Genomic DNA, 21,950 nt, shown 5'->3' on the forward strand with positions numbered 1-21,950 from the left:
CGATGGCAATTGGGCGTCCGGTATTGATGAACGAAGAACTCGAAGCGGCGAAGGCGATGGCCGGTCTAAATTGCGTCATCAACACCAAATACAAGGACGCTGGCTTGGCCGCCGATCGGTTGCGCGAGATGATCGCGGCCCCCAACATATATTCTGATGCGTGCGCCGAAGCGCGTCGCTATTATGAAGAGGTGTACTCGTGGGAAAAGGTAAAGTTCGATTCAAAGGTACTTCTTCTGGGATGTAGGGGTATATAGGGGCGCGACAGGCGAAGGGGTGGTTGAATGATTTATCTGTTGAGCGTTCTGTATGCTTTTGTATTGATTCTGTATGCCTTGTGGCGTCCGTCGATACGCAATTTCGGCCTTCCGCTGCTGGACTCCTTTGTAATCGGCGTTTTTTTGTTTGCTGCTGGATCCGTCGTGGTTTGGGTCGAGGCGATAGAGTATTCGTCTGAAGTTGCTCATATCGGGCTTTTGGCAGGCATCTCGGGTACGCTTGGTGCCTCTATTTCGGCGCGTACGCTGTTGGGAGGGGCTGTTGATCTTTCCCTCGCGAAGCGAATCCGTCAGATTTCTATCGGCAGTGGTGAACGATTTGCTGTAATCTTTGGGCTTTTGCTATGCACCGCTGTGAGTATAGCTTTTATGTTTTCTATATATTTGAATGATGAGCTTTTTGAGCTTTACTATAAATCTATAATTTTGAATGAAATATCGCTCACACCGGCTCGTATCGCTATGTCTAGCGGAGAGTACGGCTATTTCTATCCCGGATATATAAAGCAGGTGAGGGATATTTTATTTCCAATTTTGTTAGTTTCCGTAATAATTTTTAGGTTCGGAAGGATTGTTGATGCAATTTTGGTTGCCTCTTTCTTTTTTGTTGCGGCTGCCGGGTTTCTTTCTGGTCAGAGGTTGGTTTTCGCGCAGTTTTTTCTGTGCATATTGGCGGCGGTTCTTGTAGATTTTTTCTCGAGAGGGCGAGCAGCGCGGTTTTCTCTGCTTCTTTCCGGCTCAATGGGTGCTACGACCGTCGCCGGAATGGTGTTCTTGACCGTAATGCTGGGCCGTTTGGATATTGCGTTGTCGCCCGACGTTGCTCCTGCGAGGAACGTAGAAACGAAGGTGAGTGCCTCTCAGACTGAATCTCAGCCTGAAAATGTCGCCCAGAAGAATGCTGTTGAGAGAAAGCTGGCGGAGATCGAGCGTTCCGACGAAGCCGCAGTTGAAAATGATCCGGCCTCCTTGTCGCGGACTACCAAGGCTGCAGGCGCTTCCAGCGAGCTTGAGCCTGTCACGTCCGCGAAGGGTGGTGTGATCGTTGCTGCTCGGGAGGCTGACGCCGAAGGCAAGTCTGCCTACCCGCGACAGGCCGCTGAGGTTGAGGCGAACCCAAAAAGATTGGAACCCGTAGTAAGCGAGACGGCGACCGTTGACACGGCAACTGAGCCGGCGAAAGCTCCCACTTCTGACTTCTATCAATTACCGCGACCGATTGCCGCGATCGTGGCGCTGGTTCATAGAGCAATCATCGCGGTACCTCGGGAAAATACCATCTCATACGAATTTTGGGCCGTAGATGCTCCAACCTATGGTCAAGGTTGGATCACCGATCTTGGCGGACTGAAGCCAGGGACGCAAAAACAACTGTCCAATGTATTGTCGGAGGCGAATCGAGGAGGGCAGGCCGGCAATTCCCCAATGGCATTGGCTGTAGACATCTTTCACAATTGGGGTTGGGTTGGTGTTGCAGTATTTCCAGCTCTGTTCGCGCTGGTTTTCGCCGCAACGGATAAGATTCTTACATTGGGAAATTCCCCAATCTTTATAGGAAATAAGATTTTTCTATTTTTCTCTATACCCTTGATGTATTCTCCGTTTCTGATATTGCTTTATGGAGGTGCTGTAACTATTGCAATTATAATATATATAACTATCTTAAGATCAAAATTGCTCAACTATTTTGGATTGTATCCATCGCATTTGAGATGAGTTCAGTTAATATACTTATTGAACGAAAAAAATAAAAGGATTTTAGGATGTGTGGAATCGTAGGCATTCGCACTTGGGCTTCCAAGGGCGATTTCATTTTAGAGTATTTGCCGAAAATGCGAGACGCGATGGTTCATCGTGGGCCTGATGGCGATGGTCTGTGGCTTTCCGACGACGGAGCAGTCGGTTTGGCTCACCGGCGTTTGTCAATTGTTGATTTAAGCAGTCTCGCCGACCAACCGATGCCGAACGAAAAAAGGGACGTTTGGCTGACCTACAATGGCGAGATCTATAATCATGCAGCCTTACGACCCGAACTGGTGCGGGGCGGGCATCGCTTCGTCACCGATCACTCGGATACGGAAGTACTCGTGCATGGCTTCGAAGAATGGGGCATTGGCGGATTGCTTGAGCGACTGTCGGGTGATTTTGCTTTCGCCATCTTCGACACGAAAGACCAAGCACTTTATCTTGCGCGCGATCCCGTTGGTGTAAAGCCGGTCTATTTCGCTGAAATTGATGGCGAGTTCGTGTTCGCCTCCGAAATCAAGGCTATTCTCGAACACCCGCGTGCCGAACGCGATGTCGATCCCATCGCGATGGTGCATTATCTCAGCTTTCTGACTACACCAGCACCTTTGACCATGTTTAAAGGCATATACAAATTGCCGGCTGGTTGTTGGCTGAAGGTCGGCGCGGACAAGAAGATCGAACTGACACGCTATTATTCACCCGGTCCGGGCAACTGTGATATCGAGCGAGAAGTGAAAGGGCTGAGCCCTGCTGCCACCGAACGCTTCTTTATCGATGGTATCAAGCAACGACTTGATGAATCGATCGAGCGTCGAATGATGTCGGACGTGCCGTTCGGGGTCTTCCTATCCGGTGGTATCGATTCGTCCACAAATCTCGCCCTCATGAGCAAATATACCAATCAGCCGGTAAACACCTTCACTGTTGGTTTCAAAGGACATCCAGAACTAAACGAACTCGATTTCGCCAGGCAGGCGGCGCAACAATTTGGAGCGAATTACCGCGAGGTGCTGATCGACGAAAACGACATGATCGGCTATATTGATCAGTTGGTTCACCATCAGGATGAGCCACTGGCGGATTATGTCTGCATCCCCCTCTATTTTGTCTCCAAGCTTGCACATGATTCCGGCGTAACCGTGGTACAAGTTGGGGAGGGCGCTGACGAGCAGTTCGCGGGATACGATGGATATCTTCGCTATCTGAAGCTCCATGACCGTTTTTGGGAGCCTTGGCAAAAACACGTACCGAAGGGCATACAATCCTTCGCGGCCAAGGGTGCGCGCGGCCTGTCATCGTTGCATCCGAAAGCCCGATTAGTGGCGGACACTCTAGATCGGGCCGCTCGAGATCGTGAATATTTCTGGATATTGTCCATGTCCTTGTGGAATTCCCGCAAGGATCAGCTTGTAAAATATGACAAGTTGCAACCTGGTGAACATCACCAGAGGATGATTGAAGCAGGTATCTTGGACCCTAGCATCTTGGTACCGGACAGCTTCGCAGTCATCAAGTCGCTGTATGATGAGTTTGATACAGCTCATCCCACCGCGGATGCCCTGACGCGCATGACCTACAACGAGTTCCGTCTGCGCCTGGCCGAACTTCTTTTGATGCGTGTGGATAAAATTACCATGTCAGTGTCGCTGGAAGCGCGCGTGCCGTTTTTGGACAAGGACATGGTTGATTTCACATTTTCGATCCCCGGTGATCTGAAGGTCAAGAACGGCGACCGGAAATATTTGATGAAAAAAGCGGTGGAAGGGCTTATCCCTGACGATCTCATCTACCGAAAGAAAATGGGATTTGGTGCGCCAATGGCGCAATGGATGCGCGGCGATTTCGGCCGGAAGGTCGAAAGCGAAATCCTCAACTCAAAAATCGGTGAGCGCGATTTCCTTGACCTTGATTATCTGCAGGAGATGTTTCGGGAACATCGGGGAGGGAGAATCGACTTAAGCCTACAGTTGTGGACGATATACAATCTCGTTTGTTGGTACGAATACTGGATCGGTGGAAAATCCGCCAGATCATGATGGTGCTCTGAGACCGAACTTTGGAGCGCCGGTGGCTGGAGTTTTCCGGCTTTTGCTCTGAGACCGAACTTTGGAGCGCCGGTGGCTGGAGTTTTCCGGCTTTTGCTCTGAGACCGAACTTTGGAGCGCCGGTGGCTGGAGTTTTCCGGCTTTTGCTCTGAGACCGAACTTTGGAGCGCCGGTGGCTGGAGTTTTCCGGCTTTCTTCACGGTGACGGGCTGGCTTCGCCACCGGGATTTTGTAATGCGATCGGGACGTTGTATCCGATCGCCGAGTGAGGCCGAACCTCATTGTAGTATCTACGCCAATCCTCCAACTTTTCGCGGGCATCCGCAAGACTCAGGAACCAGTGTGCGTTCAAACACTCGGCCCGCAGCTTGCTGTTAAAGGCTTCGATGAAGCCGTTGTCCGTAGGCTTGCCCGGCCGTGAGAAGTCGAGGGTGACATCGTTCGCATAGGCCCACAGATCGAGGTCCCGGGAGATGAACTCGCTGCCATTATCGACCCTGATCGTCTTCGGATAGCCGATACGGCCACATACTCGCTCGAGCGTCTGGACGACATCCTCGCCGCGATAGGAGAAGCGCGGATCGACCGCTGGGCAATAGCGGGAATGAGTGTCGACAATGGTCAGGACACGGAGCTTCTTGCCGGTCGCGATCTGGTCATGGACAAAATCCATGGCCCACACATCGTTCGGTCCGATGGCCTCCTGGCGATCCTCCCTGAGCTTGGCCTTCACCCGTCGCTTGGGGTGCTTGTTCCTGAGCTGTAGTCCCAACTCATTGTAAATCCTACGGGTCTTCTTCATGTTGATCGTCCATCCCTCACGACGCAACAGCACGTGGACACGCCGGTAGCCGTAGCGAACCCGCGTCTCGCAAATTTCCTTGATCCTTCGTTCGAGCGCGGCCTGACCGGTGCGACGGGACTTGTAGTGGTAGGTGGAGGTCTCGAACTTCAGTGCCTTGCAGGCCCGTCTGATCGATATCCCCCAGTCCACCAGCATCCCGTCGACCAGCTTGCGCTTCCGGGCAGGCCTCAGAGCTTTCGGCGAATGACGTCCTGCAGCATCTCGCGATCAAGCGTCAGGTCAGCGACGATCTTCTTCAGCCGACCGTTCTCGTCCTCAAGGGCCTTCAGCCGGCGCATCTCATCTGGCAACAGTCCAGCATACTTCTTCTTCCAGTTGAAATAGGTCGCCTGGCTGATCCCGGCCTTGCGGCAGATCTCTGCCACGGGCACGCCGTCATCGCCCTGCTTCAGAATGAACGCCTTCTGCGCGTCCGAAAACTTCGATGCCTTCATCGCTCTCCGCTCCATTCCAGCCAGGGAAAACTAAGCGGAAAAATCTAACCAAAAGCGATCCAGTTTGTGGGGATCAGAGCACTTTCTTCACGGTGACGGGCTGGCTTCGCCACCGGGATTTTGTAATGCGATCGGGACGTTGTATCCGATCGCCGAGTGAGGCCGAACCTCATTGTAGTATCTACGCCAATCCTCCAACTTTTCGCGGGCATCCGCAAGACTCAGGAACCAGTGTGCGTTCAAACACTCGGCCCGCAGCTTGCTGTTAAAGGCTTCGATGAAGCCGTTGTCCGTAGGCTTGCCCGGCCGTGAGAAGTCGAGGGTGACATCGTTCGCATAGGCCCACAGATCGAGGTCCCGGGAGATGAACTCGCTGCCATTATCGACCCTGATCGTCTTCGGATAGCCGATACGGCCACATACTCGCTCGAGCGTCTGGACGACATCCTCGCCGCGATAGGAGAAGCGCGGATCGACCGCTGGGCAATAGCGGGAATGAGTGTCGACAATGGTCAGGACACGGAGCTTCTTGCCGGTCGCGATCTGGTCATGGACAAAATCCATGGCCCACACATCGTTCGGTCCGATGGCCTCCTGGCGATCCTCCCTGAGCTTGGCCTTCACCCGTCGCTTGGGGTGCTTGTTCCTGAGCTGTAGTCCCAACTCATTGTAAATCCTACGGGTCTTCTTCATGTTGATCGTCCATCCCTCACGACGCAACAGCACGTGGACACGCCGGTAGCCGTAGCGAACCCGCGTCTCGCAAATTTCCTTGATCCTTCGTTCGAGCGCGGCCTGACCGGTGCGACGGGACTTGTAGTGGTAGGTGGAGGTCTCGAACTTCAGTGCCTTGCAGGCCCGTCTGATCGATATCCCCCAGTCCACCAGCATCCCGTCGACCAGCTTGCGCTTCCGGGCAGGCCTCAGAGCTTTCGGCGAATGACGTCCTGCAGCATCTCGCGATCAAGCGTCAGGTCAGCGACGATCTTCTTCAGCCGACCGTTCTCGTCCTCAAGGGCCTTCAGCCGGCGCATCTCATCTGGCAACAGTCCAGCATACTTCTTCTTCCAGTTGAAATAGGTCGCCTGGCTGATCCCGGCCTTGCGGCAGATCTCTGCCACGGGCACGCCGTCATCGCCCTGCTTCAGAATGAACGCCTTCTGCGCGTCCGAAAACTTCGATGCCTTCATCGCTCTCCGCTCTGCTCTGAGACCGAACTTTGGAGCGCCGGTGGCTGGAGTTTTCCGGCTTTCTTCACGGTGACGGGCTGGCTTCGCCACCGGGATTTTGTAATGCGATCGGGACGTTGTATCCGATCGCCGAGTGAGGCCGAACCTCATTGTAGTATCTACGCCAATCCTCCAACTTTTCGCGGGCATCCGCAAGACTCAGGAACCAGTGTGCGTTCAAACACTCGGCCCGCAGCTTGCTGTTAAAGGCTTCGATGAAGCCGTTGTCCGTAGGCTTGCCCGGCCGTGAGAAGTCGAGGGTGACATCGTTCGCATAGGCCCACAGATCGAGGTCCCGGGAGATGAACTCGCTGCCATTATCGACCCTGATCGTCTTCGGATAGCCGATACGGCCACATACTCGCTCGAGCGTCTGGACGACATCCTCGCCGCGATAGGAGAAGCGCGGATCGACCGCTGGGCAATAGCGGGAATGAGTGTCGACAATGGTCAGGACACGGAGCTTCTTGCCGGTCGCGATCTGGTCATGGACAAAATCCATGGCCCACACATCGTTCGGTCCGATGGCCTCCTGGCGATCCTCCCTGAGCTTGGCCTTCACCCGTCGCTTGGGGTGCTTGTTCCTGAGCTGTAGTCCCAACTCATTGTAAATCCTACGGGTCTTCTTCATGTTGATCGTCCATCCCTCACGACGCAACAGCACGTGGACACGCCGGTAGCCGTAGCGAACCCGCGTCTCGCAAATTTCCTTGATCCTTCGTTCGAGCGCGGCCTGACCGGTGCGACGGGACTTGTAGTGGTAGGTGGAGGTCTCGAACTTCAGTGCCTTGCAGGCCCGTCTGATCGATATCCCCCAGTCCACCAGCATCCCGTCGACCAGCTTGCGCTTCCGGGCAGGCCTCAGAGCTTTCGGCGAATGACGTCCTGCAGCATCTCGCGATCAAGCGTCAGGTCAGCGACGATCTTCTTCAGCCGACCGTTCTCGTCCTCAAGGGCCTTCAGCCGGCGCATCTCATCTGGCAACAGTCCAGCATACTTCTTCTTCCAGTTGAAATAGGTCGCCTGGCTGATCCCGGCCTTGCGGCAGATCTCTGCCACGGGCACGCCGTCATCGCCCTGCTTCAGAATGAACGCCTTCTGCGCGTCCGAAAACTTCGATGCCTTCATCGCTCTCCGCTCCATTCCAGCCAGGGAAAACTAAGCGGAAAAATCTAACCAAAAGCGATCCAGTTTGTGGGGATCAGAGCAGCTCCATTCCAGCCAGGGAAAACTAAGCGGAAAAATCTAACCAAAAGCGATCCAGTTTGTGGGGATCAGAGCAATGGGGGTCGAGACGCCTCGATCCATCCACCCCCTCAACGCCGCGCGCTACCCTAGGGGCTTTTCCGCAGGAAGGGCCCCATGGACGCAACCGCAAATCTCTCGCTTCCCGTGATCGCGCCGGCGCAGGCGCAAAAACACGTCACCCATAACGAGGCGCTGCGCGCGCTCGACGCGGTCGTGCAGCTTGCCGTCATCGACCGCGACCTGACCGCGCCGCCCGGCGGCGCGGCTGACGGTGATCGCTACATCGTGGCTTCGGCCGCGACCGGTGACTGGGCCGGACAGGAGGGCCGCATCGCCGCCTTCCAGGACGGCGCCTGGGCGTTTTACCAGCCCGGTGAGGGCTGGCTGGCCTTTGTCGCCGACGAAGCGCTTCTTTGCTACTGGACCGGCGCGGCCTGGGCCGATGTCGCCGGCGCCATCACCACGCTGCAGAACCTTGTCCTGCTCGGCCTCGGCACGACGGCGGACCCCACCAACCCGTTTTCGGCCAAACTCAACAAGGCGCTGTGGACGGCCAGACCGGCGGCCGAGGGCGGCGACGGCGACCTGCGCTACACGCTCAACAAGGAAGGCGAGGCCGACGTGCTGTCGCTGTTGATGCAGTCGAACTGGTCGGGCCGCGCCGAGCTCGGCCTGGTCGGCGACGACGATCTGTCCGTGCGCGTCTCGCCCGACGGCGCCGCCTGGACAGAAATCCTGCGCGGCGACCGGGTGACTGGCGAGGCGGTGATCGGCCATCTGCGCGTCGGCCGCGACATGGTGCAGAACGTGCTGCCGGATTCGGGCCGCTTCAACGGCAACGCCAACAACACCGCCTTCAGCGGCATCGCCTATGCCGCGCCCACCTATCTCAGCCCGACCTCCGGCGCCGGGCTCGCCGCGCACGCCAAGTTCATCCACGACAATGACGATTACGGCGGCGCGGCCGGCGCGCTCGACGCCGAGGTCAAGGCGCTGGTCGATGCGATCCGGTCGCCCGGCGCGCGCCGGTTCGGGCCGGAATGGTACGTGATCGAGGTGACCCAGAAGGCGTCGGGGACGATGAGCGAGGCGGTCGATATCGGCGGCACGCTGTACGGCCTTGCCTTCACCACCCTGTTCACGGCCTTGCCGAGCCGGCTTACCTTCGCCTATCACGTCAAGGTCAAGACCGGCACCGCGGCGCTGACGCTTGACAGCGGCCGCGTCGTGCGCGCCAGCCGCGACGGCGCAGCCCAGCCCAAGGCGGCCCAGACGATCGACAATGGCGACGGCTGGACGCATATCTGCGTCCACAACGTTCCCAATCAGTATGGCTACGCCTACGACCTCGCCCAGCTCAAGCTGCCGCTGTCGGGCGCGGTGTGGATCGCGCTGCCGAAAATCGTCTTCGGCCATGTCGAACTCGATCCCGAGCTCGGCGTCTTGATGAACGCCCGGATGTTCGGGTAGGACGTGCGCGCCGACTTGCGGATCGCCATGCGGGTGATGAACCCGCATGGCGCGTCGCGGGCTTCCGCAACCGGGCGCCGTGGCCGGCGGCGATGCTTGCAATTGCCGGTTTCGTGTGGTTGGGAATGCCGGTCTCCCGATCCCATCTTACCGAGAGCGGCATGCGAGCTTCCCTATCCAAGGCCGGGCGCCTGTTGCGGACCGTGCGCTATCTGCGCCCGGGCCAGATCTCCGATCGTGTCGCCCGCCGCCTGCGCGCCGCCCCTAAGGTCGGCGGACCGGTGCCGCCCCTGCGCGCGGCCGCGGCCGGCTGGACACCCTGCGCCGGCCGGTCGCCAAGCCTCGTCGGCCCGTCGCGGTTCCGCTTCCTGGCGCGCGAGGCCGATCTCGACGGGCTGGCGGGCTGGAACGACGCCTCCATGCCCAAGCTCTGGCTCTACAATCTGCATTATTTCGACGACCTCCTGGCCGACGGCGCAGCCACGCGTCAGGCCTGGCATCTGGCGCTGGTCGACCGCTGGATAAACGACAATCCGCCGCTCGCCGGCAATGGCTGGGAGCCCTATACGCTGTCGCGGCGTATCGTGAACTGGATCGCCGCCGCGCTGGCCGGCCTGCCGCTCGACGAAAAAGCGCGCGAAAGTCTCGCCCGGCAGACGCGCGCGCTTGCCGGCATGCTCGAGTTTCATCTGCTCGGCAACCATCTGTTTGCCAATGCCAAGGCGCTGATCTTCGCCGGGGCCTATTTTTCCGGCCCCGAGGCCGAGCGCTGGCTGAACACCGGGCTGGCGATCTTGGCCCGCGAACTCGACGAGCAGGCGCTGGCCGATGGCGGGCATTTCGAGCTCAGCCCGATGTATCATGCGCTGATCCTGGAAGACGTGATCGATCTCGTCCAGCTTGCCGCGGTCTATCCCGACGCGCTCGGCCGGGCCGCCGCCGACCAGGACTGGCAAGGCCGCGCCGCGCGGATGATCGACTGGCTGGCCGCGATGAGCCATCCCGACGGCGAGATCGCCTTCTTCAACGATGCCGCGCTCGGCCAGGCCCGCAACCTGGCGCAGCTCAGCGCCTATGCCGGCCGGGTCGGCATTGCCGCGCCGGCATCGCCGCCGCCGGCGCTCGCCCATCTGGCCGACAGCGGTTATGTCCGGCTGCGGGAGGGGCCCTGGTGCGTTTTCTTCGACGCCGCGCCGGTTGGACCCGACTATATTCCCGGCCACGCGCATGCCGATACGCTGTCGCTCGAAATCTCGTTGGCCGGCGCGCGTCTCATCACCAACACCGGCACCTCGACCTATGCGCCGGGTCCCGAACGCGAGGCCGAGCGGGCGACCAGCGCCCACGCCACCGTGGAGCTCGACGGCGCGAATTCCTCCGAAGTGTGGGCGAGTTTCCGGGTCGGTCGCCGCGCCCGCCCCGCGTCGGTGTCGACGAAGGTGGCGGGCGGTGCGCTGCAGGCGCGCGGCGCGCATGACGGCTATCGTTTTCTCGCTGGCCGCCCTGTGCACGCGCGCGACGTCAGGGTCACCGCCGGCGCGGTCAGCATCGTCGATCGCATCGAGGGCGGGGGGCGTCATGCCGCCGTCGGCCGGTTTCCGCTCCATCCGGACGTGGACAAGGTCGAGCAGATCGACGGCGGCTTCCGCCTTGTCATGCCGGACGGACGGGCGGTGAGGGTCGCCGTTGCGGGCGCCGACGCGCTGGCGATCGAGCAGGGACATTACGCGCCCGAGTTCGGCATTTGCCGGCCGCGCCCGGTGCTGGTCTGGCGTGCGGCGCGCGACCTTCCCATCGAAGTTACCGTCGAGTTCCTGGCCTGATGCGCATTCTTCTGCTTTCCGACAATTATCCGCCCGAAACCAACGCCGCCGCGCTCAGGAGCAGCGCGCATGCCCGCCGCTGGGTGGAACGCGGTCACCAGGTCACGGTGGTGACGAGTTTCCCGAACTTTCCCGAAGGCAAGCTGTTTGCCGGATACAAACAGTCGCCGTGGAAACGCGAAACCGTCAACGGGGTCGATGTGATTCGCGTTCCGACGCTGATTTTCCCCAATGCCGGGACAGCCAAGCGGATTGCCGATTTCGTCAGCTATATGGTGACCGCGACCATCGCTGCGCTGTTCGTAAAGCGTCCCGACATCGTCGTCGCCACCTCGCCGCAGTTCTTTGCCGCCGTGGCCGGCTGGATGACGTCGGTGCTGCGCTGGCGGCCCTTCGTCTTCGAACTCAGGGATCTGTGGCCCGATTCCATCATCGCCGTTGGCGCGCTCAAGGACGGCGTTTTGCTGCGCATGGTGCGCAAGCTGGAGTATTTTCTCTATCGCCGCGCCGAGCTGATCGTTTCCGTCACCAACGCCTTTCGCCGCCACCTGGCCGAGACCGGCATCGATCCCGAAAAAATCCGCGTCGTGCGCAACGGCGCCGATTTGAGCCGGTTTTCGCCGGGGCCGGCCGACGATCTGCGCGCCAAGCTCGGGCTGAGCGGGCGTATCGTCGTTTCCTATATCGGTACGATCGGCATGGCGCACGGCCTCGACATGCTGATCGAGGCCGCCGCCAGGCTGGCCGTACAGGCCCCGCAGGTCACGCTGCTGATGGTCGGCAGCGGTGCGGAGCGCGAGCGGCTCAAGGCAATGGCCGCCGAGCGCCAGCTCGAAAACATGATGTTCGTCGACCGTATCGCGCACGACGCCGTGCCCGACTATTGGCGTGTCAGCGACATGACCCTGGTTGTGCTGAAGGACCACCCGTTGTTCCGCACCGTGATCCCGTCGAAAATCTTCGAGGCGATGGCCACCGGTACGCCGATCGTCACCAATGTGAAGGGCGAGCTGGAGGAGCTTTTGACGCCGCTCGGCTCGGCCGTCCATGTCGAGGCCGGCAGTGCCGGCGCGCTTGCCGATGCCGTCACCGCGCTTGCCAACGATCCCGCCCGGCGCAAGGCCCTGTCGGCGGCGGGCGTGGCGGCCTCGGCGCAGTTCCACCGCACCAAGCAGGCCGATCTGATGCTGGCGGCGCTGGAGGAACTGGCCGCGCGCGACAGGGCCGCGTCGCGCCGCTGATGGCGAAGGGCCCCGTCCGCGCAGCCAGGTCGCGCGCCTGAGGATGCCGGGCGCGCCGGCGCGGCGCGTCGGCGACGAAGTTTCCACGATGACGCCCAAACGCAAAAAAATGCTTCGCCAGCGCGGCGCCGGAGAGCACCGCGCGCCTTGAGAAGTGCGGCCCGGAGCGGCACGTTCAGGCCGGATGCCGGGATGCGAGGTCCCGGCTGCTTCAAAGGCCCGAACCCGATGCTCCAGAAACTCGGCGGCTACGACACGCTCACCCATCTCGATCGGCTCGAAGCCGAGGCGATCCACATTTTCCGCGAGGTCGCCGCGACCTTTTCGAAGCCGGTGATGCTTTACTCGGTCGGCAAGGATTCCGCCGTCATGCTGCATCTGGCGATGAAGGCCTTTTATCCGGCCAGGCCGCCTTTTCCGTTCCTGCATGTCGACACCACCTGGAAGTTCCGCGAGATGATCGCCTTTCGCGACCGGATGGCGGCCGAACTCGGCTTCGATCTTCTGGTCCACGTCAACCAGGACGGCGTGCGCGAGGGCATCAACCCGATCGATCACGGCTCCAGCGTCCACACCAACATCATGAAGACGGTGGCGCTGCGCCAGGCGCTCGACGCTCATAAGTTCGACGCCGCCTTCGGCGGCGCGCGGCGCGACGAGGAAAAGTCGCGCGCCAAGGAGCGTGTCTTCTCCTTCCGCAACGCCCAGCACGGTTGGGATCCGAAGACCCAGCGCCCGGAAATGTGGAAGATCTACAACACCCGCGTCAGCCCGGGGGAATCGATCCGCGTCTTTCCGTTGTCGAACTGGACCGAACTCGACATCTGGCAATACATCCTGCGCGAGGACATCCCGATCGTGCCGCTTTATTTCGCCGCGCCGCGCCCCGTCGTCGAGCGCGACGGCATGTTGATCATGGTCGATGACGCGCGGCTGACGCTGCGGCCGGGCGAGGTCCCGCGCCGGCTTATGGTCCGTTTCCGCACGCTCGGCTGCTACCCGCTGACCGGCGCGATCGAGTCGCAGGCGACCAGTCTGGAAGAGATCGTCGGCGAGATGCTGGTCGCGCGCACCTCCGAGCGTCAGGGCCGGCTGATCGACCGCGACGAGGCCGGCTCGATGGAGAAGAAAAAGCGCGAAGGCTATTTTTGACGATGGAACATGTGTCCCCCCGCGCCATCGAACAGGGCGACGGCGTGCGCGCCTATCTCGCCGGCCAGGAGCGCAAGTCGCTGCTGCGGTTTTTGACCTGCGGATCGGTCGACGACGGCAAGTCGACGCTGATCGGCCGGCTGCTGTTCGACGCCAGGCTGATTTTCGAGGACCAGCTCGCCGCGCTCGAAAACGATTCGCGCCGGCACGGCACCGCCGGGGAGGAGATCGATTTCGCCCTTCTGGTCGACGGGCTGGAGGCCGAGCGCGAGCAGGGCATCACCATCGACGTCGCCTATCGCTTCTTCGCCACCGAGCGGCGCAAATTCATCGTCGCCGACACGCCCGGCCACGAGCAATATACCCGCAACATGGCCACCGGCGCCTCGACCGCCGATCTGGCGATCGTGCTGGTCGACGCGCGCGCCGGCATCATGCGCCAGACCCGGCGCCATACCTACATCGCCGCGCTGCTCGGCATTCGCCACATCGTGCTCGCCGTCAACAAGATCGACCTGGTCGATTTTTCCAAGACCGCCTTCGACGCCATCGCCGAAGACTACGCCGCGCTGACCGAAGAACTCGGCTTCGAGACCGTCACCGCGCTGCCGATCTCGGCGCGCTACGGCGACAATGTCAGCGCGTCCTCCGAGCGCCTGGGCTGGTTCGGAGGGCCGACGCTGCTCGACCATCTCGAAACCGTCGCCATCGACGCACCGTCCGACGCGCGGCCGTTCCGCTTTCCCGTCCAGTATGTGGTGCGGCCCAATCTCGACTTTCGCGGGTTCGCCGGTACCGTCGCCTCGGGTTCGGTCGCCGTCGGCGACGCGGTCGTCGTGGCCAAGTCCGGCCGCGCCTCGACGCTGGCGCGCATCGTCACCCGCGACGGCGATCTCGATAGTGCCCGCCAGGGTCAGGCCGTCACATTGGTGCTGGCCGATGAGGTCGAGGTCTCGCGCGGCAACATGCTGGTTGCGCCGACGGCCAGGCCGCATGTCGCAGACCAGTTCGCCGCCAATATCGTCTGGTTCGGCGAAAGCGCGCTGGTGCCCGGCCGCTCCTATCTGCTGCGTACCGAGACCGACGAGGTGCCGGCGCATGTCAGCGCGCTCAAGGCGCGGGTCGACATCAACAGCTTTGCCCGCCAGCCGGCGAAAACCCTGGCGCTGAACGAGGTCGGCGTGGTCGAGATCGCCACCCAGGCGCCGGTCGCCTTCGACCTCTACGGCGAAAATCGCGCCACCGGCGCCTTCGTCCTGATCGACCGCATGACCAATGCCACGGTCGGTGCCGGCATGATTGCGCATCCGCTGCGCCGCGCCGACAATATCCATTGGCAGGGGCTCGACGTCGACGCCGGCGCGCGCGCGGCGATCAAGGGGCAAAAGCCGGCGGTGCTGTGGTTCACCGGCCTGTCGGGGTCGGGCAAATCGACCATCGCCAATCGGCTCGAGCGCAAGCTGCATGCCGAAGGGCGGCACACCTATATTCTCGACGGCGACAATATCCGCCACGGGCTGAACCGCGACCTCGGTTTTTCGGAGGCCGACCGGGTCGAGAACATCCGCCGGGTCGCCGAGACGGCGAAGCTGATGGCCGATGCCGGGCTGATCGTGCTGGTGTCGTTCATCTCGCCCTTCAGGGCCGAGCGCGCCATGGCGCGCGCGCTGATGGGCGAGGTGGCGTTTGCGGAAATATTCGTCGATACGCCACTCGAGGACTGCGCGGCGCGCGATCCCAAGGGGCTTTACGCCAAGGCGCGCAAGGGCGAGATCTTGAATTTTACCGGCATCGGGTCGCCCTACGAGGCGCCGGACGCCCCCGATATCCATATCCGCACCCAGGAAAGCCGGCCGGACGACGCCATAACCGAGATCGAACGATGGCTGGCAGCGCGCGACATTTCCGGCCAGCATTTCGGCGACGGCGGCGGCATCTAGCGCGTTTCCAGGCGAAGTGGAAGCCGGTTCGCCGTTCAAAAAGCGTCAAAACAATAGGGAATTATCCCCTTTACACAAGTACGCCCATGAGCCTATATTGGCTTCATGAGCAAGAGCAAAGCACCTCAATTCAGCGTCCGCGACTTCTTCAAGCGCTTCCCCGATGACGAGGCGTGCCTTACGCACATCATGGAAGTCCGGTTCGGTATGAAGCATGTTTGCCGCAAGTGCGGTGTGGAAAGCACCTTCCACCGCATGAGCGACAGGCGGGCTTTTGCTTGCGCCGCGTGTGGCGATCACGTGTATCCGACTGCCGGAACCGTGTTTGAGGACACGCGCACGCCGCTCCAACTTTGGTTTTACGCGATCTATCTGTTCGTCACGACGCGCCACGGCGTGTCTGGCAAGGAACTCCAGCGTCAGCTTGGCGTCACCTATAAGACCGCTTGGCGCATGGGCATGAAAATCCGCGAGCTGATCGGCGGAATGCAGAATTTTGACATGCTGCAAGGCCACGTCGAGGTGGACGAAGCTTATGTCGGCGGTCGCCGGTCTGGCGGCAAGCGCGGTCGCGGTGCCGAAGGCAAGACCATCGTCATGGGCATGAAGGAACACGGCGGCGACATGCGCACGGTCGTGATCCCCAACGTCAAGAAGCCTACCCTTCGCAACGTGGTGCTGCGCAACGTCAAGCCGGGTTCGGTCGTCTCGACAGACGAACTCATGTCCTACGGCTTACTGACCGACGACGGCTATGTGCATGGCCGGGTGACGCACTCGGAGAAGGTCTGGCGCACCTACGATGTGCACACGAAGGAGTTCCACTCGACCAATCACGTCGAGTCGTTCTGGAAACTGTTCAAGGCTTCGGTGCGGTCGACCCACATTCATGTGTCTAGCAAATACATGGACCGCTACCTTGCGGAATTCACCTTCCGGTCGAACCACCGGATGATGGAGAACGCGATGTTTGATCTGATCGTTTCGAGGGTTTGATCACTTTCCGAGCGGCGGCAAAGAATGCGCGCTCATCGGCCGGCCCCACGCCGGCCTCTTCCGCTTGCTGAATAAATTCCTCGACTTTTCCGTGGCTTATCGCGTCTTTCAACGATAATCCGGCCATGTTTTTTCCTTCTGAATCAAGAACTTGCTTGTATAAACCTCGACGAAAGGTTATCATGAAACAAGGATATTCGCAACGGATGGTGAAGCGTGGCCGAAGTTCACAGCGGACAAGTTAGGCTTCGAGTTCTTGGTACCGTGGACCTTAATCGCAAGGTCCGCGCGAACGTGTTCGCGAGTAAGCTTGCCGCGCTTGTCAGGGCTATGGAAGCGGCCGACAAGGCGGCGAACGGAACCAAGACGTACGAGTTTCTGATTGCCGACCTGAAGCCATCCAGCGCGATGGCGCTTGTGCAGGAGCAGCGTGCCAACAGGGTCGTTCCACATCACTCCGGTGCCGATATCTTTGGTCGCTGCCTCACGTCTGTAGAAACCGGTAGGTACGAATTTGCGCGCCAGTATCTGGAGTGTACGAAGCAGATTGTCTCGATTGCTCGCGACGTGGAGGAAACGTTTGACGGGGCCGAACTAACCGTCAACGGCTATGACACCGTTCTGGTCAACAAGCTATTCCAAGCTAAGGCAAGCGAAGCGGCTGCACTGCCCGATGTTTCCGAGGCCAAATGGTTCGCGGGTGTTACGTTTGGTTCGCTAGACGGGACTATTATCGTTGAGTTGATTCGCGGCGGCGAAACGACAATGGTGCTTAGTCTTTCGGTCGGCGGTGTGGAGATTGAGTGCCTTTGTCCTCATTTTACCTCTAGCGACATTGAACCGTTTTTCGGGAAACGTGTGCAGGTGAGTGGGCGGATTACTTACAAGGGGGATACGGGGCTTCCGAGCAAAATTGAGGTTCTGGAGGTTCCCAAGCTGCGCAAACAGAACCCGGATTTCATGAGGTGGAGGGGAGCGTTCAAGGCACCCGATCAGCTACGGGATTGGGATAATTGAAGGAAGAGAAGAAGAATCACTTCTTTTGGGATTCGTGCGTCTTTATGCGCTACCTGGAGGGGAAGGCCGACTGCCGGGCGCGGCGATTGGCTACACCATTGGCCCGCGCAAGTTGCTTTGGCTGAGTGCTACCGAGACGTTAAGCAGCACCTAGAAGACGTCACCAACGGCAAGACAGTCATCTACTACTCGGCGTTCTCTTTGCTGGAAATTCGGCCCACATTCCTCCATGGCGCTGGTTACGGCACGTTCGACGATTTCGCGGCTGATCACGAAGGCACGTTTCTTCCCGTCGAGGTGACGCCTGATATCTTGCAGTGGTGCGGGGTCGTGCGAGAAATCAAGTATCCCAATCCAAACGGCGGCAATGATCGAGTGTTGACCGCTGGTGACGCAGTGCAGCTCATGTCTGCCGTATGGGTTCGGGAAGTCGCTGTTCCCGATCTTGTCTTTCACACCTTCGATGACGGCAAGGGTAGGAATGTCGAATCCGACAAAAAGCCGACAGTCAGCCTACTTCAGTTTGAGAAGTTCGTTGAGGGCATTCCGTCCAATCGACACACTCCCCGGATATGCGCACTGCCCCGGTCAAAGCCATTTCATCCTTCGCTGAAACTCGACATGTAAAGACAAAACGACCGCTCCAGCCGAAGGGAGCAGCGTTTCTATGAAGGCCAGCTTCCTAACCCTTAGACAAAGCCACGGTTGGTCGAGGATACTTGGGTGCGGCCAGCGGGACTCGAACCCGCACGAAGGTTTCCCTTCACCCGCTTCCACAGCACTCACAATGACAAGAGCTCTGGCAAGCGGGCGCGTCTACCAATTCCGCCACGACCGCACTTCGGGAGAATGATCCCGAGCGGGACGTGAGTCAATCCGCCGCACCCCTTAACGCTATATTAACCATATGATTCGCTTATACTTTTTTGCGTTACGGAGGGTGATTCCATGGACGCTACCTACCAGATCAACGGCAGCTACAAGCCGACACTGAAGCGAAGCGCCGACTTGGGCGGGCCGGATTTCTTCCCGACGCCTGCATGGGCAACGCACGCGCTCATCGACAATGAACGCTTTGATGGGGGCATCTGGGAAAGCGCGTGCGGCAATGGCGCGATGACCCGCGTCCTCGAAACGACCGGGAGCCAGGTTCGCAGCTCTGATCTCTTCGACCGCGGGTTTGGCGAGGTCGGGATTGATTTCACGACCGCTCGGGACCGCGCCGACAACATCGTTACGAACCCGCCCTATAACAGCGCAGAAGGGTTTGTCCGCAGCGGCGTGGAACTGGCGGGAAAGAAGTTCGCCCTACTTCTCCGGCTTGCCTTCCTAGAGGGCGCCAACCGAGCGAATACGATTTTCAGCGAATGCCCGCCCAGTCGCGTTTGGGTCTTCAGCGAGCGCATCACCTTCTACATGCACGGCGCGACCGCCAAAGGCAGCGGCACGACCGCCTATGCGTGGTTCGTCTGGGATAAGGATGCCCCCGCGACGACCGAATTGAAGTGGTTGCAGCCGGGATACAAAGCTAAGTTCGCTAGGGCCGCTTAAAGCCGCCCTTGACGGCGATCAGGTGCCCATCATTGATCAGATTGCCCGCCTGATCCTTATGCGATTTGATATTGCGGACGATCTGGGAAAACCGATCGTCATTGCGTCCCTCTAGGCCCTCTTCATCCTCGGGACTTAGCGGGACGCGCTTGCGCAACTGCGCGATTAGCTTTGTCGTGCTGATTTCCTTGTTAGGCTCAGCGTCGATGATCTTGAGCACTTCATTGCGGATATCCGCTTCGCCAATTCGCCCCGGTTTCCTGGCCATTCAACCCTCCTAATTACAGGCGGAGAATGACTCCAACCTGACGTTTAGGCAAGCACTTGCTTCAAGGGGATAATTCCCAAACAATAAGGTGGAGCGGGTCTGCGATTCGGTGAAAAGCAGAACGGCTTTAGAGCGTCGGCACCCAGTCCATGGCCCAGTCCCCCAGCGGTTCGAGCCGGTCGAACAGCTCCCTGCCGGTGGGCGTAAGGGTGTATCCGCCTTCTGTCTTTTCGACGAGCTCGACTTGCCGAAGTTCTTTCAGCCGTGTGTTCAGGACACTGGGAGAGGCGGACCCGCAGCGTTCCTGAAGATCTCGGAAGGTTCGGGGCTCGTCGGCAAGATTCCACAAAATGCCCATCGCCCATCGACGGCTCAAGAGATCAAACAGAACCATGATGGGCTGCCCCGTCCTTGATCCGCGGACTCTTTCGCCTGCTTTTGCGACGGGTCTTGAACGAGAGGCGGTCATTTTCCTCTTGCTACGAATTTCGTAGCGGTTTATTGCTTCTTATATCGTAGCGATAAATCATCCAGGTCTCATGCGCAACGACAATACAATAGATATCCTGCTTTGGCTGATCCTCGCAGCGATGTGGAGTTCGTCTTACGCCGTCATCAAGATCGCCGTTGCGGGCATGGACCCATCGGTGCTCGTGCTCGGTCGAATGCTCGTGGGGGGCGTGATCATCTGTACGGCGCTCAAGGTGCGGGGCATGTCGCTCTCACGGAAGCTGCAGGACTGGTTTTCCTATGCCGTCACCGGCTTTTTCGGGTCCGCTTTTCCTTTCCTGCTCATCACTTACGGTGAACTGACAGTCGACAGCGCACTTGCATCGATCCTCATGGGGGTAGTGCCGGTGGCGACCCTCTTGCTCGCTGCAGCTTTTGTGCCCGACGAGAAGTTGACGCTGCGCGGCATGGTGGGGGTTCTGGGCGGATTCCTGGGCGTTTCGGTCCTTGTCGGTCCGACTGCGCTGACTGGGTTGGGCACGCAGCTTGCCGGCCAACTGGCGATCATCGGAGCGACACTGTGCTACGCCTTGTCCACCGTCTATATCCGCCGTTTCGTCCAACGCCCCGCGCTGGAGATGGCGGCAGGGTCCATGATCGTTGGGACATTGTTTATGGTTGGTGTTGTTTTGGCGACGGGTGCTGACCTGACGACCGTTGAGCCGACGGTTACCTCTCTGGGAGCGATACTTTATCTTGGCCTGTTTTCGACCGCTTGCGCCAACCTGATCTATTTTTTTCTTGTTCCGCGACTTGGCGCCACCCGCATGTCGCAGGTGAACTTTGCCGTTCCCGCGGGCGGTGCCCTGCTGGGCGTGTTGTTGTTGGGTGAGGCCATGACACTCCAGCGGATCGCCGCGCTCGCGATCATCGTCGGGTCCGTTTATATCGGCACGACCAGGGGGCGCGGCATAAAAGCCTAGAAGATCAGGCTCTTAAAGCTACGCACCGTAATAGTCGCGATACCAGGCCACGAAACGGGCAACGCCCTCGCGCACCGGGGTCGCGGGGCGGTAGCCGACCGCGGTCTGCAGCGCGCTCACATCGGCCCAGGTCGACGGCACGTCGCCGGCCTGCAGCGGCAGAAAGCGGCGCTCGGCCTTTTTGCCCAGCGCCGCCTCGATCGCCTCGACATAGTCGAGCAGCTTCACCGGCTGGCTGTTGCCGATATTGAATATCCGGTAGGGTGCGTTGCTCCTGTCGGGCGCCGGCGCGTCGCTGTCCCAGCCTGGATCCGGCGCCGCGATCCGGTCGCTGGTGCGCACCACGCCCTCGACGATGTCGTCGATATAGGTGAAGTCGCGCATGTGGTCGCCATTGTTGAAAATCTCGATCGGTTCGCCGGCCAGGATGTTTTTGGTGAACTTGAACAGCGCCATGTCGGGCCGCCCCCACGGACCGTAGACGGTGAAAAAGCGCAGGCCCGTGGTCGGTAGCCCGAACAGATGGCTGTAGGAATGGGCCATCAATTCGTTGGCGCGCTTGGTGGCGGCGTAAAACTGCAGCGGGTGCACGGCGGCCTGGTTTTCGGAAAATGGCATCGCCGTGTTGGCGCCGTAGACGCTGCTCGTGCTGGCATAGGTCAGATGCTCGACCTTGGCGTACCGGCAGGCTTCCAGGAGATTGGTGAAGGCGACGATGTTGCTGTGCACATAGGCGCGCGGATTGTCGAGCGAATAGCGCACGCCGGCCTGTGCGGCGAGATGGATGACCCGGTCGAAGCGGTGTTCGGCAAAGCAGGCCTCGACGGCCGCCGCGTCGGCGAGATCGGCGCGCACGAACCGGAACGATCCTTGCCGGGCGCCGGCCAGCCCCTCCAGGACGCCGAGCCGAGCCTCTTTCAGGGACGGGTCGTAATAATCGTTTACGACGTCGAAGCCGACCACGGTATCGCCGCGCTCCAGCAGGTGTTTTGCGACGTGAAAACCGATAAAGCCGGCGGTGCCGGTGACGAGCACGTTCATGGTCTAGAGCCGTTTCTCTTTAACTGGAATCGTTTGACCGCCGGGATTTCGCGGTCTGGCCAGGAGCGCGTGGCGACGCGGTGCAGGCACCGTGAGCCGGGCGCGACGTCGTCCAGGACGGGAAAGACCAAGGTCGGGCGATTGCGGTTTGACGTGCGATATCAACACTA

The 21,950-nt window shown here is 59.9% G+C and carries 19 protein-coding genes and 1 tRNA gene; 13 read left to right on the forward strand and 7 right to left on the reverse strand.

What is annotated here, in order from left to right:
- Window positions 1-26 precede the first annotated feature (26 nt).
- From ACT2B0_RS04025 to asnB, 3 genes are read left to right on the forward strand one after another with little or no spacing between them, the layout of a single operon-like run.
- On the forward strand, window positions 27-257 hold the full coding sequence (locus tag ACT2B0_RS04025; protein ID WP_481658451.1) for a hypothetical protein: 231 nt from the start codon (window positions 27-29) through the stop codon (window positions 255-257).
- A 27-nt stretch (window positions 258-284) separates the two neighbouring features.
- The gene (locus tag ACT2B0_RS04030; RefSeq protein ID WP_473461742.1) at window positions 285-1,994 is read left to right on the forward strand and encodes a hypothetical protein; all 1,710 of its coding nucleotides are present in this window, start codon (window positions 285-287) and stop codon (window positions 1,992-1,994) included.
- A 47-nt stretch (window positions 1,995-2,041) separates the two neighbouring features.
- Window positions 2,042-4,063, forward strand: coding sequence for an asparagine synthase (glutamine-hydrolyzing) (asnB, locus tag ACT2B0_RS04035; RefSeq protein ID WP_348393970.1), 2,022 nt, complete (start codon window positions 2,042-2,044; stop codon window positions 4,061-4,063).
- 205 nt (window positions 4,064-4,268) lie between these two features.
- Here the strand turns inward: asnB and ACT2B0_RS04040 are convergent.
- From ACT2B0_RS04040 to ACT2B0_RS04050, 3 genes are all read right to left on the reverse strand, one after another.
- Window positions 4,269-5,371 (reverse strand): IS3 family transposase gene (locus ACT2B0_RS04040; protein WP_473458804.1). Its coding sequence is split into 2 segments (ribosomal slippage): window positions 4,269-5,110 and window positions 5,110-5,371, totalling 1,104 coding nucleotides; the frame shifts between segments, so codons are not numbered across the junction.
- A gap of 87 nt (window positions 5,372-5,458) precedes the next feature.
- Window positions 5,459-6,561 (reverse strand): IS3 family transposase gene (locus ACT2B0_RS04045; RefSeq protein ID WP_473458804.1). Its coding sequence is split into 2 segments (ribosomal slippage): window positions 5,459-6,300 and window positions 6,300-6,561, totalling 1,104 coding nucleotides; the frame shifts between segments, so codons are not numbered across the junction.
- A gap of 64 nt (window positions 6,562-6,625) precedes the next feature.
- Window positions 6,626-7,728, reverse strand: a protein-coding gene (locus tag ACT2B0_RS04050; protein WP_473458804.1) for an IS3 family transposase whose coding sequence is annotated in 2 segments (ribosomal slippage) — window positions 6,626-7,467 and window positions 7,467-7,728 — 1,104 coding nt in all. Because the reading frame shifts where the segments join, the coding sequence is not laid out codon by codon here.
- Window positions 7,729-7,962: 234 nt separating this feature from the next.
- On the opposite strand from ACT2B0_RS04050, the gene ACT2B0_RS04055 reads away from it, so the two are divergent.
- The 8 genes from ACT2B0_RS04055 to ACT2B0_RS04090 all read left to right on the forward strand — a co-directional run bounded on the left by ACT2B0_RS04055 (window position 7,963) and on the right by ACT2B0_RS04090 (window position 18,114).
- Complete coding sequence (locus ACT2B0_RS04055) at window positions 7,963-9,318, forward strand: DUF2793 domain-containing protein (protein WP_473461745.1); 1,356 nt, start codon at window positions 7,963-7,965, stop codon at window positions 9,316-9,318.
- 161 nt (window positions 9,319-9,479) lie between these two features.
- Entirely contained in the window at window positions 9,480-11,141 is a 1,662-nt protein-coding gene (locus ACT2B0_RS04060; RefSeq protein WP_473461748.1) for a heparinase II/III family protein, read from the forward strand.
- Window positions 11,141-12,382, forward strand: a complete 1,242-nt coding sequence (locus ACT2B0_RS04065; RefSeq protein ID WP_473461751.1) for a glycosyltransferase family 4 protein — start codon at window positions 11,141-11,143, stop codon at window positions 12,380-12,382. Before ACT2B0_RS04060 ends, ACT2B0_RS04065 begins: the two co-directional genes overlap by 1 nt.
- Before the next feature lie 228 nt (window positions 12,383-12,610).
- Window positions 12,611-13,534, forward strand: a complete 924-nt coding sequence (gene cysD, locus ACT2B0_RS04070) for a sulfate adenylyltransferase subunit CysD (RefSeq protein WP_473461755.1) — start codon at window positions 12,611-12,613, stop codon at window positions 13,532-13,534.
- Between the two features lie 2 nt (window positions 13,535-13,536).
- Window positions 13,537-15,474 (forward strand): sulfate adenylyltransferase subunit CysN, encoded by a 1,938-nt coding sequence (gene cysN, locus ACT2B0_RS04075; RefSeq protein WP_473461757.1) that lies wholly within the window; start codon window positions 13,537-13,539, stop codon window positions 15,472-15,474.
- Window positions 15,475-15,579: 105 nt separating this feature from the next.
- The gene (locus ACT2B0_RS04080; protein WP_473461759.1) at window positions 15,580-16,470 is read left to right on the forward strand and encodes an IS1595 family transposase; all 891 of its coding nucleotides are present in this window, start codon (window positions 15,580-15,582) and stop codon (window positions 16,468-16,470) included.
- A gap of 216 nt (window positions 16,471-16,686) precedes the next feature.
- Entirely contained in the window at window positions 16,687-17,487 is an 801-nt protein-coding gene (locus ACT2B0_RS04085) for a hypothetical protein (protein WP_481658452.1), read from the forward strand.
- 117 nt (window positions 17,488-17,604) lie between these two features.
- Window positions 17,605-18,114: a hypothetical protein gene (locus ACT2B0_RS04090; RefSeq protein ID WP_473461764.1), complete on the forward strand. Its 510-nt coding sequence runs from the start codon at window positions 17,605-17,607 to the stop codon at window positions 18,112-18,114.
- Between the two features lie 97 nt (window positions 18,115-18,211).
- Here ACT2B0_RS04090 and ACT2B0_RS04095 read toward each other — a convergent pair.
- Window positions 18,212-18,325 (reverse strand) — tRNA-OTHER (locus tag ACT2B0_RS04095).
- Window positions 18,326-18,435: 110 nt separating this feature from the next.
- Here ACT2B0_RS04095 and ACT2B0_RS04100 point away from each other — a divergent pair.
- Window positions 18,436-19,038 (forward strand): hypothetical protein, encoded by a 603-nt coding sequence (locus ACT2B0_RS04100; RefSeq protein WP_473461767.1) that lies wholly within the window; start codon window positions 18,436-18,438, stop codon window positions 19,036-19,038.
- On the opposite strand, the gene ACT2B0_RS04105 is transcribed toward ACT2B0_RS04100, so the two are convergent.
- Window positions 19,025-19,306 carry a hypothetical protein gene (locus tag ACT2B0_RS04105; protein WP_473461769.1) on the reverse strand — a complete coding sequence of 94 codons (282 nt, stop codon included), beginning with the start codon at window positions 19,304-19,306 and terminating at the stop codon, window positions 19,025-19,027. The genes ACT2B0_RS04100 and ACT2B0_RS04105 overlap by 14 nt on opposite strands.
- 127 nt (window positions 19,307-19,433) lie before the next feature.
- Entirely contained in the window at window positions 19,434-19,700 is a 267-nt protein-coding gene (locus ACT2B0_RS04110) for a winged helix-turn-helix transcriptional regulator (RefSeq protein ID WP_473461772.1), read from the reverse strand.
- A 145-nt stretch (window positions 19,701-19,845) separates the two neighbouring features.
- Between ACT2B0_RS04110 and ACT2B0_RS04115 the strand changes: the two genes are divergently transcribed.
- A complete protein-coding gene (locus ACT2B0_RS04115; protein WP_473461775.1) occupies window positions 19,846-20,739 on the forward strand; it encodes a DMT family transporter in 894 nt (297 codons plus the stop codon).
- Between the two features lie 18 nt (window positions 20,740-20,757).
- Here ACT2B0_RS04115 and ACT2B0_RS04120 read toward each other — a convergent pair whose 3' ends face one another.
- Window positions 20,758-21,780, reverse strand: a complete 1,023-nt coding sequence (locus ACT2B0_RS04120) for an NAD-dependent epimerase (RefSeq protein ID WP_473461778.1) — start codon at window positions 21,778-21,780, stop codon at window positions 20,758-20,760.
- Between the last annotated feature and the right edge of the window lie 170 nt (window positions 21,781-21,950).

The sequence above is a fragment of the Nitratireductor sp. J20-h4 genome, from assembly GCF_056780505.1.

Coding starts and splice junctions, on each gene's coding strand:
- ACT2B0_RS04105 (WP_473461769.1), bottom strand. CDS start 19,306: ATGGCCAGGAAACCGGGGCGAATTGGCGAAGCGGATATCCGCAATGAA.
- asnB (WP_348393970.1), top strand. CDS start 2,042: ATGTGTGGAATCGTAGGCATTCGCACTTGGGCTTCCAAGGGCGATTTC.
- ACT2B0_RS04100 (WP_473461767.1), top strand. CDS start 18,436: ATGGACGCTACCTACCAGATCAACGGCAGCTACAAGCCGACACTGAAG.
- ACT2B0_RS04055 (WP_473461745.1), top strand. CDS start 7,963: ATGGACGCAACCGCAAATCTCTCGCTTCCCGTGATCGCGCCGGCGCAG.
- ACT2B0_RS04080 (WP_473461759.1), top strand. CDS start 15,580: ATGAGCAAGAGCAAAGCACCTCAATTCAGCGTCCGCGACTTCTTCAAG.
- cysN (WP_473461757.1), top strand. CDS start 13,537: ATGGAACATGTGTCCCCCCGCGCCATCGAACAGGGCGACGGCGTGCGC.
- ACT2B0_RS04060 (WP_473461748.1), top strand. CDS start 9,480: ATGCGAGCTTCCCTATCCAAGGCCGGGCGCCTGTTGCGGACCGTGCGC.
- cysD (WP_473461755.1), top strand. CDS start 12,611: ATGCTCCAGAAACTCGGCGGCTACGACACGCTCACCCATCTCGATCGG.
- ACT2B0_RS04065 (WP_473461751.1), top strand. CDS start 11,141: ATGCGCATTCTTCTGCTTTCCGACAATTATCCGCCCGAAACCAACGCC.
- ACT2B0_RS04110 (WP_473461772.1), bottom strand. CDS start 19,700: ATGGTTCTGTTTGATCTCTTGAGCCGTCGATGGGCGATGGGCATTTTG.
- ACT2B0_RS04120 (WP_473461778.1), bottom strand. CDS start 21,780: ATGAACGTGCTCGTCACCGGCACCGCCGGCTTTATCGGTTTTCACGTC.
- ACT2B0_RS04030 (WP_473461742.1), top strand. CDS start 285: ATGATTTATCTGTTGAGCGTTCTGTATGCTTTTGTATTGATTCTGTAT.
- ACT2B0_RS04025 (WP_481658451.1), top strand. CDS start 27: ATGAACGAAGAACTCGAAGCGGCGAAGGCGATGGCCGGTCTAAATTGC.
- ACT2B0_RS04115 (WP_473461775.1), top strand. CDS start 19,846: ATGCGCAACGACAATACAATAGATATCCTGCTTTGGCTGATCCTCGCA.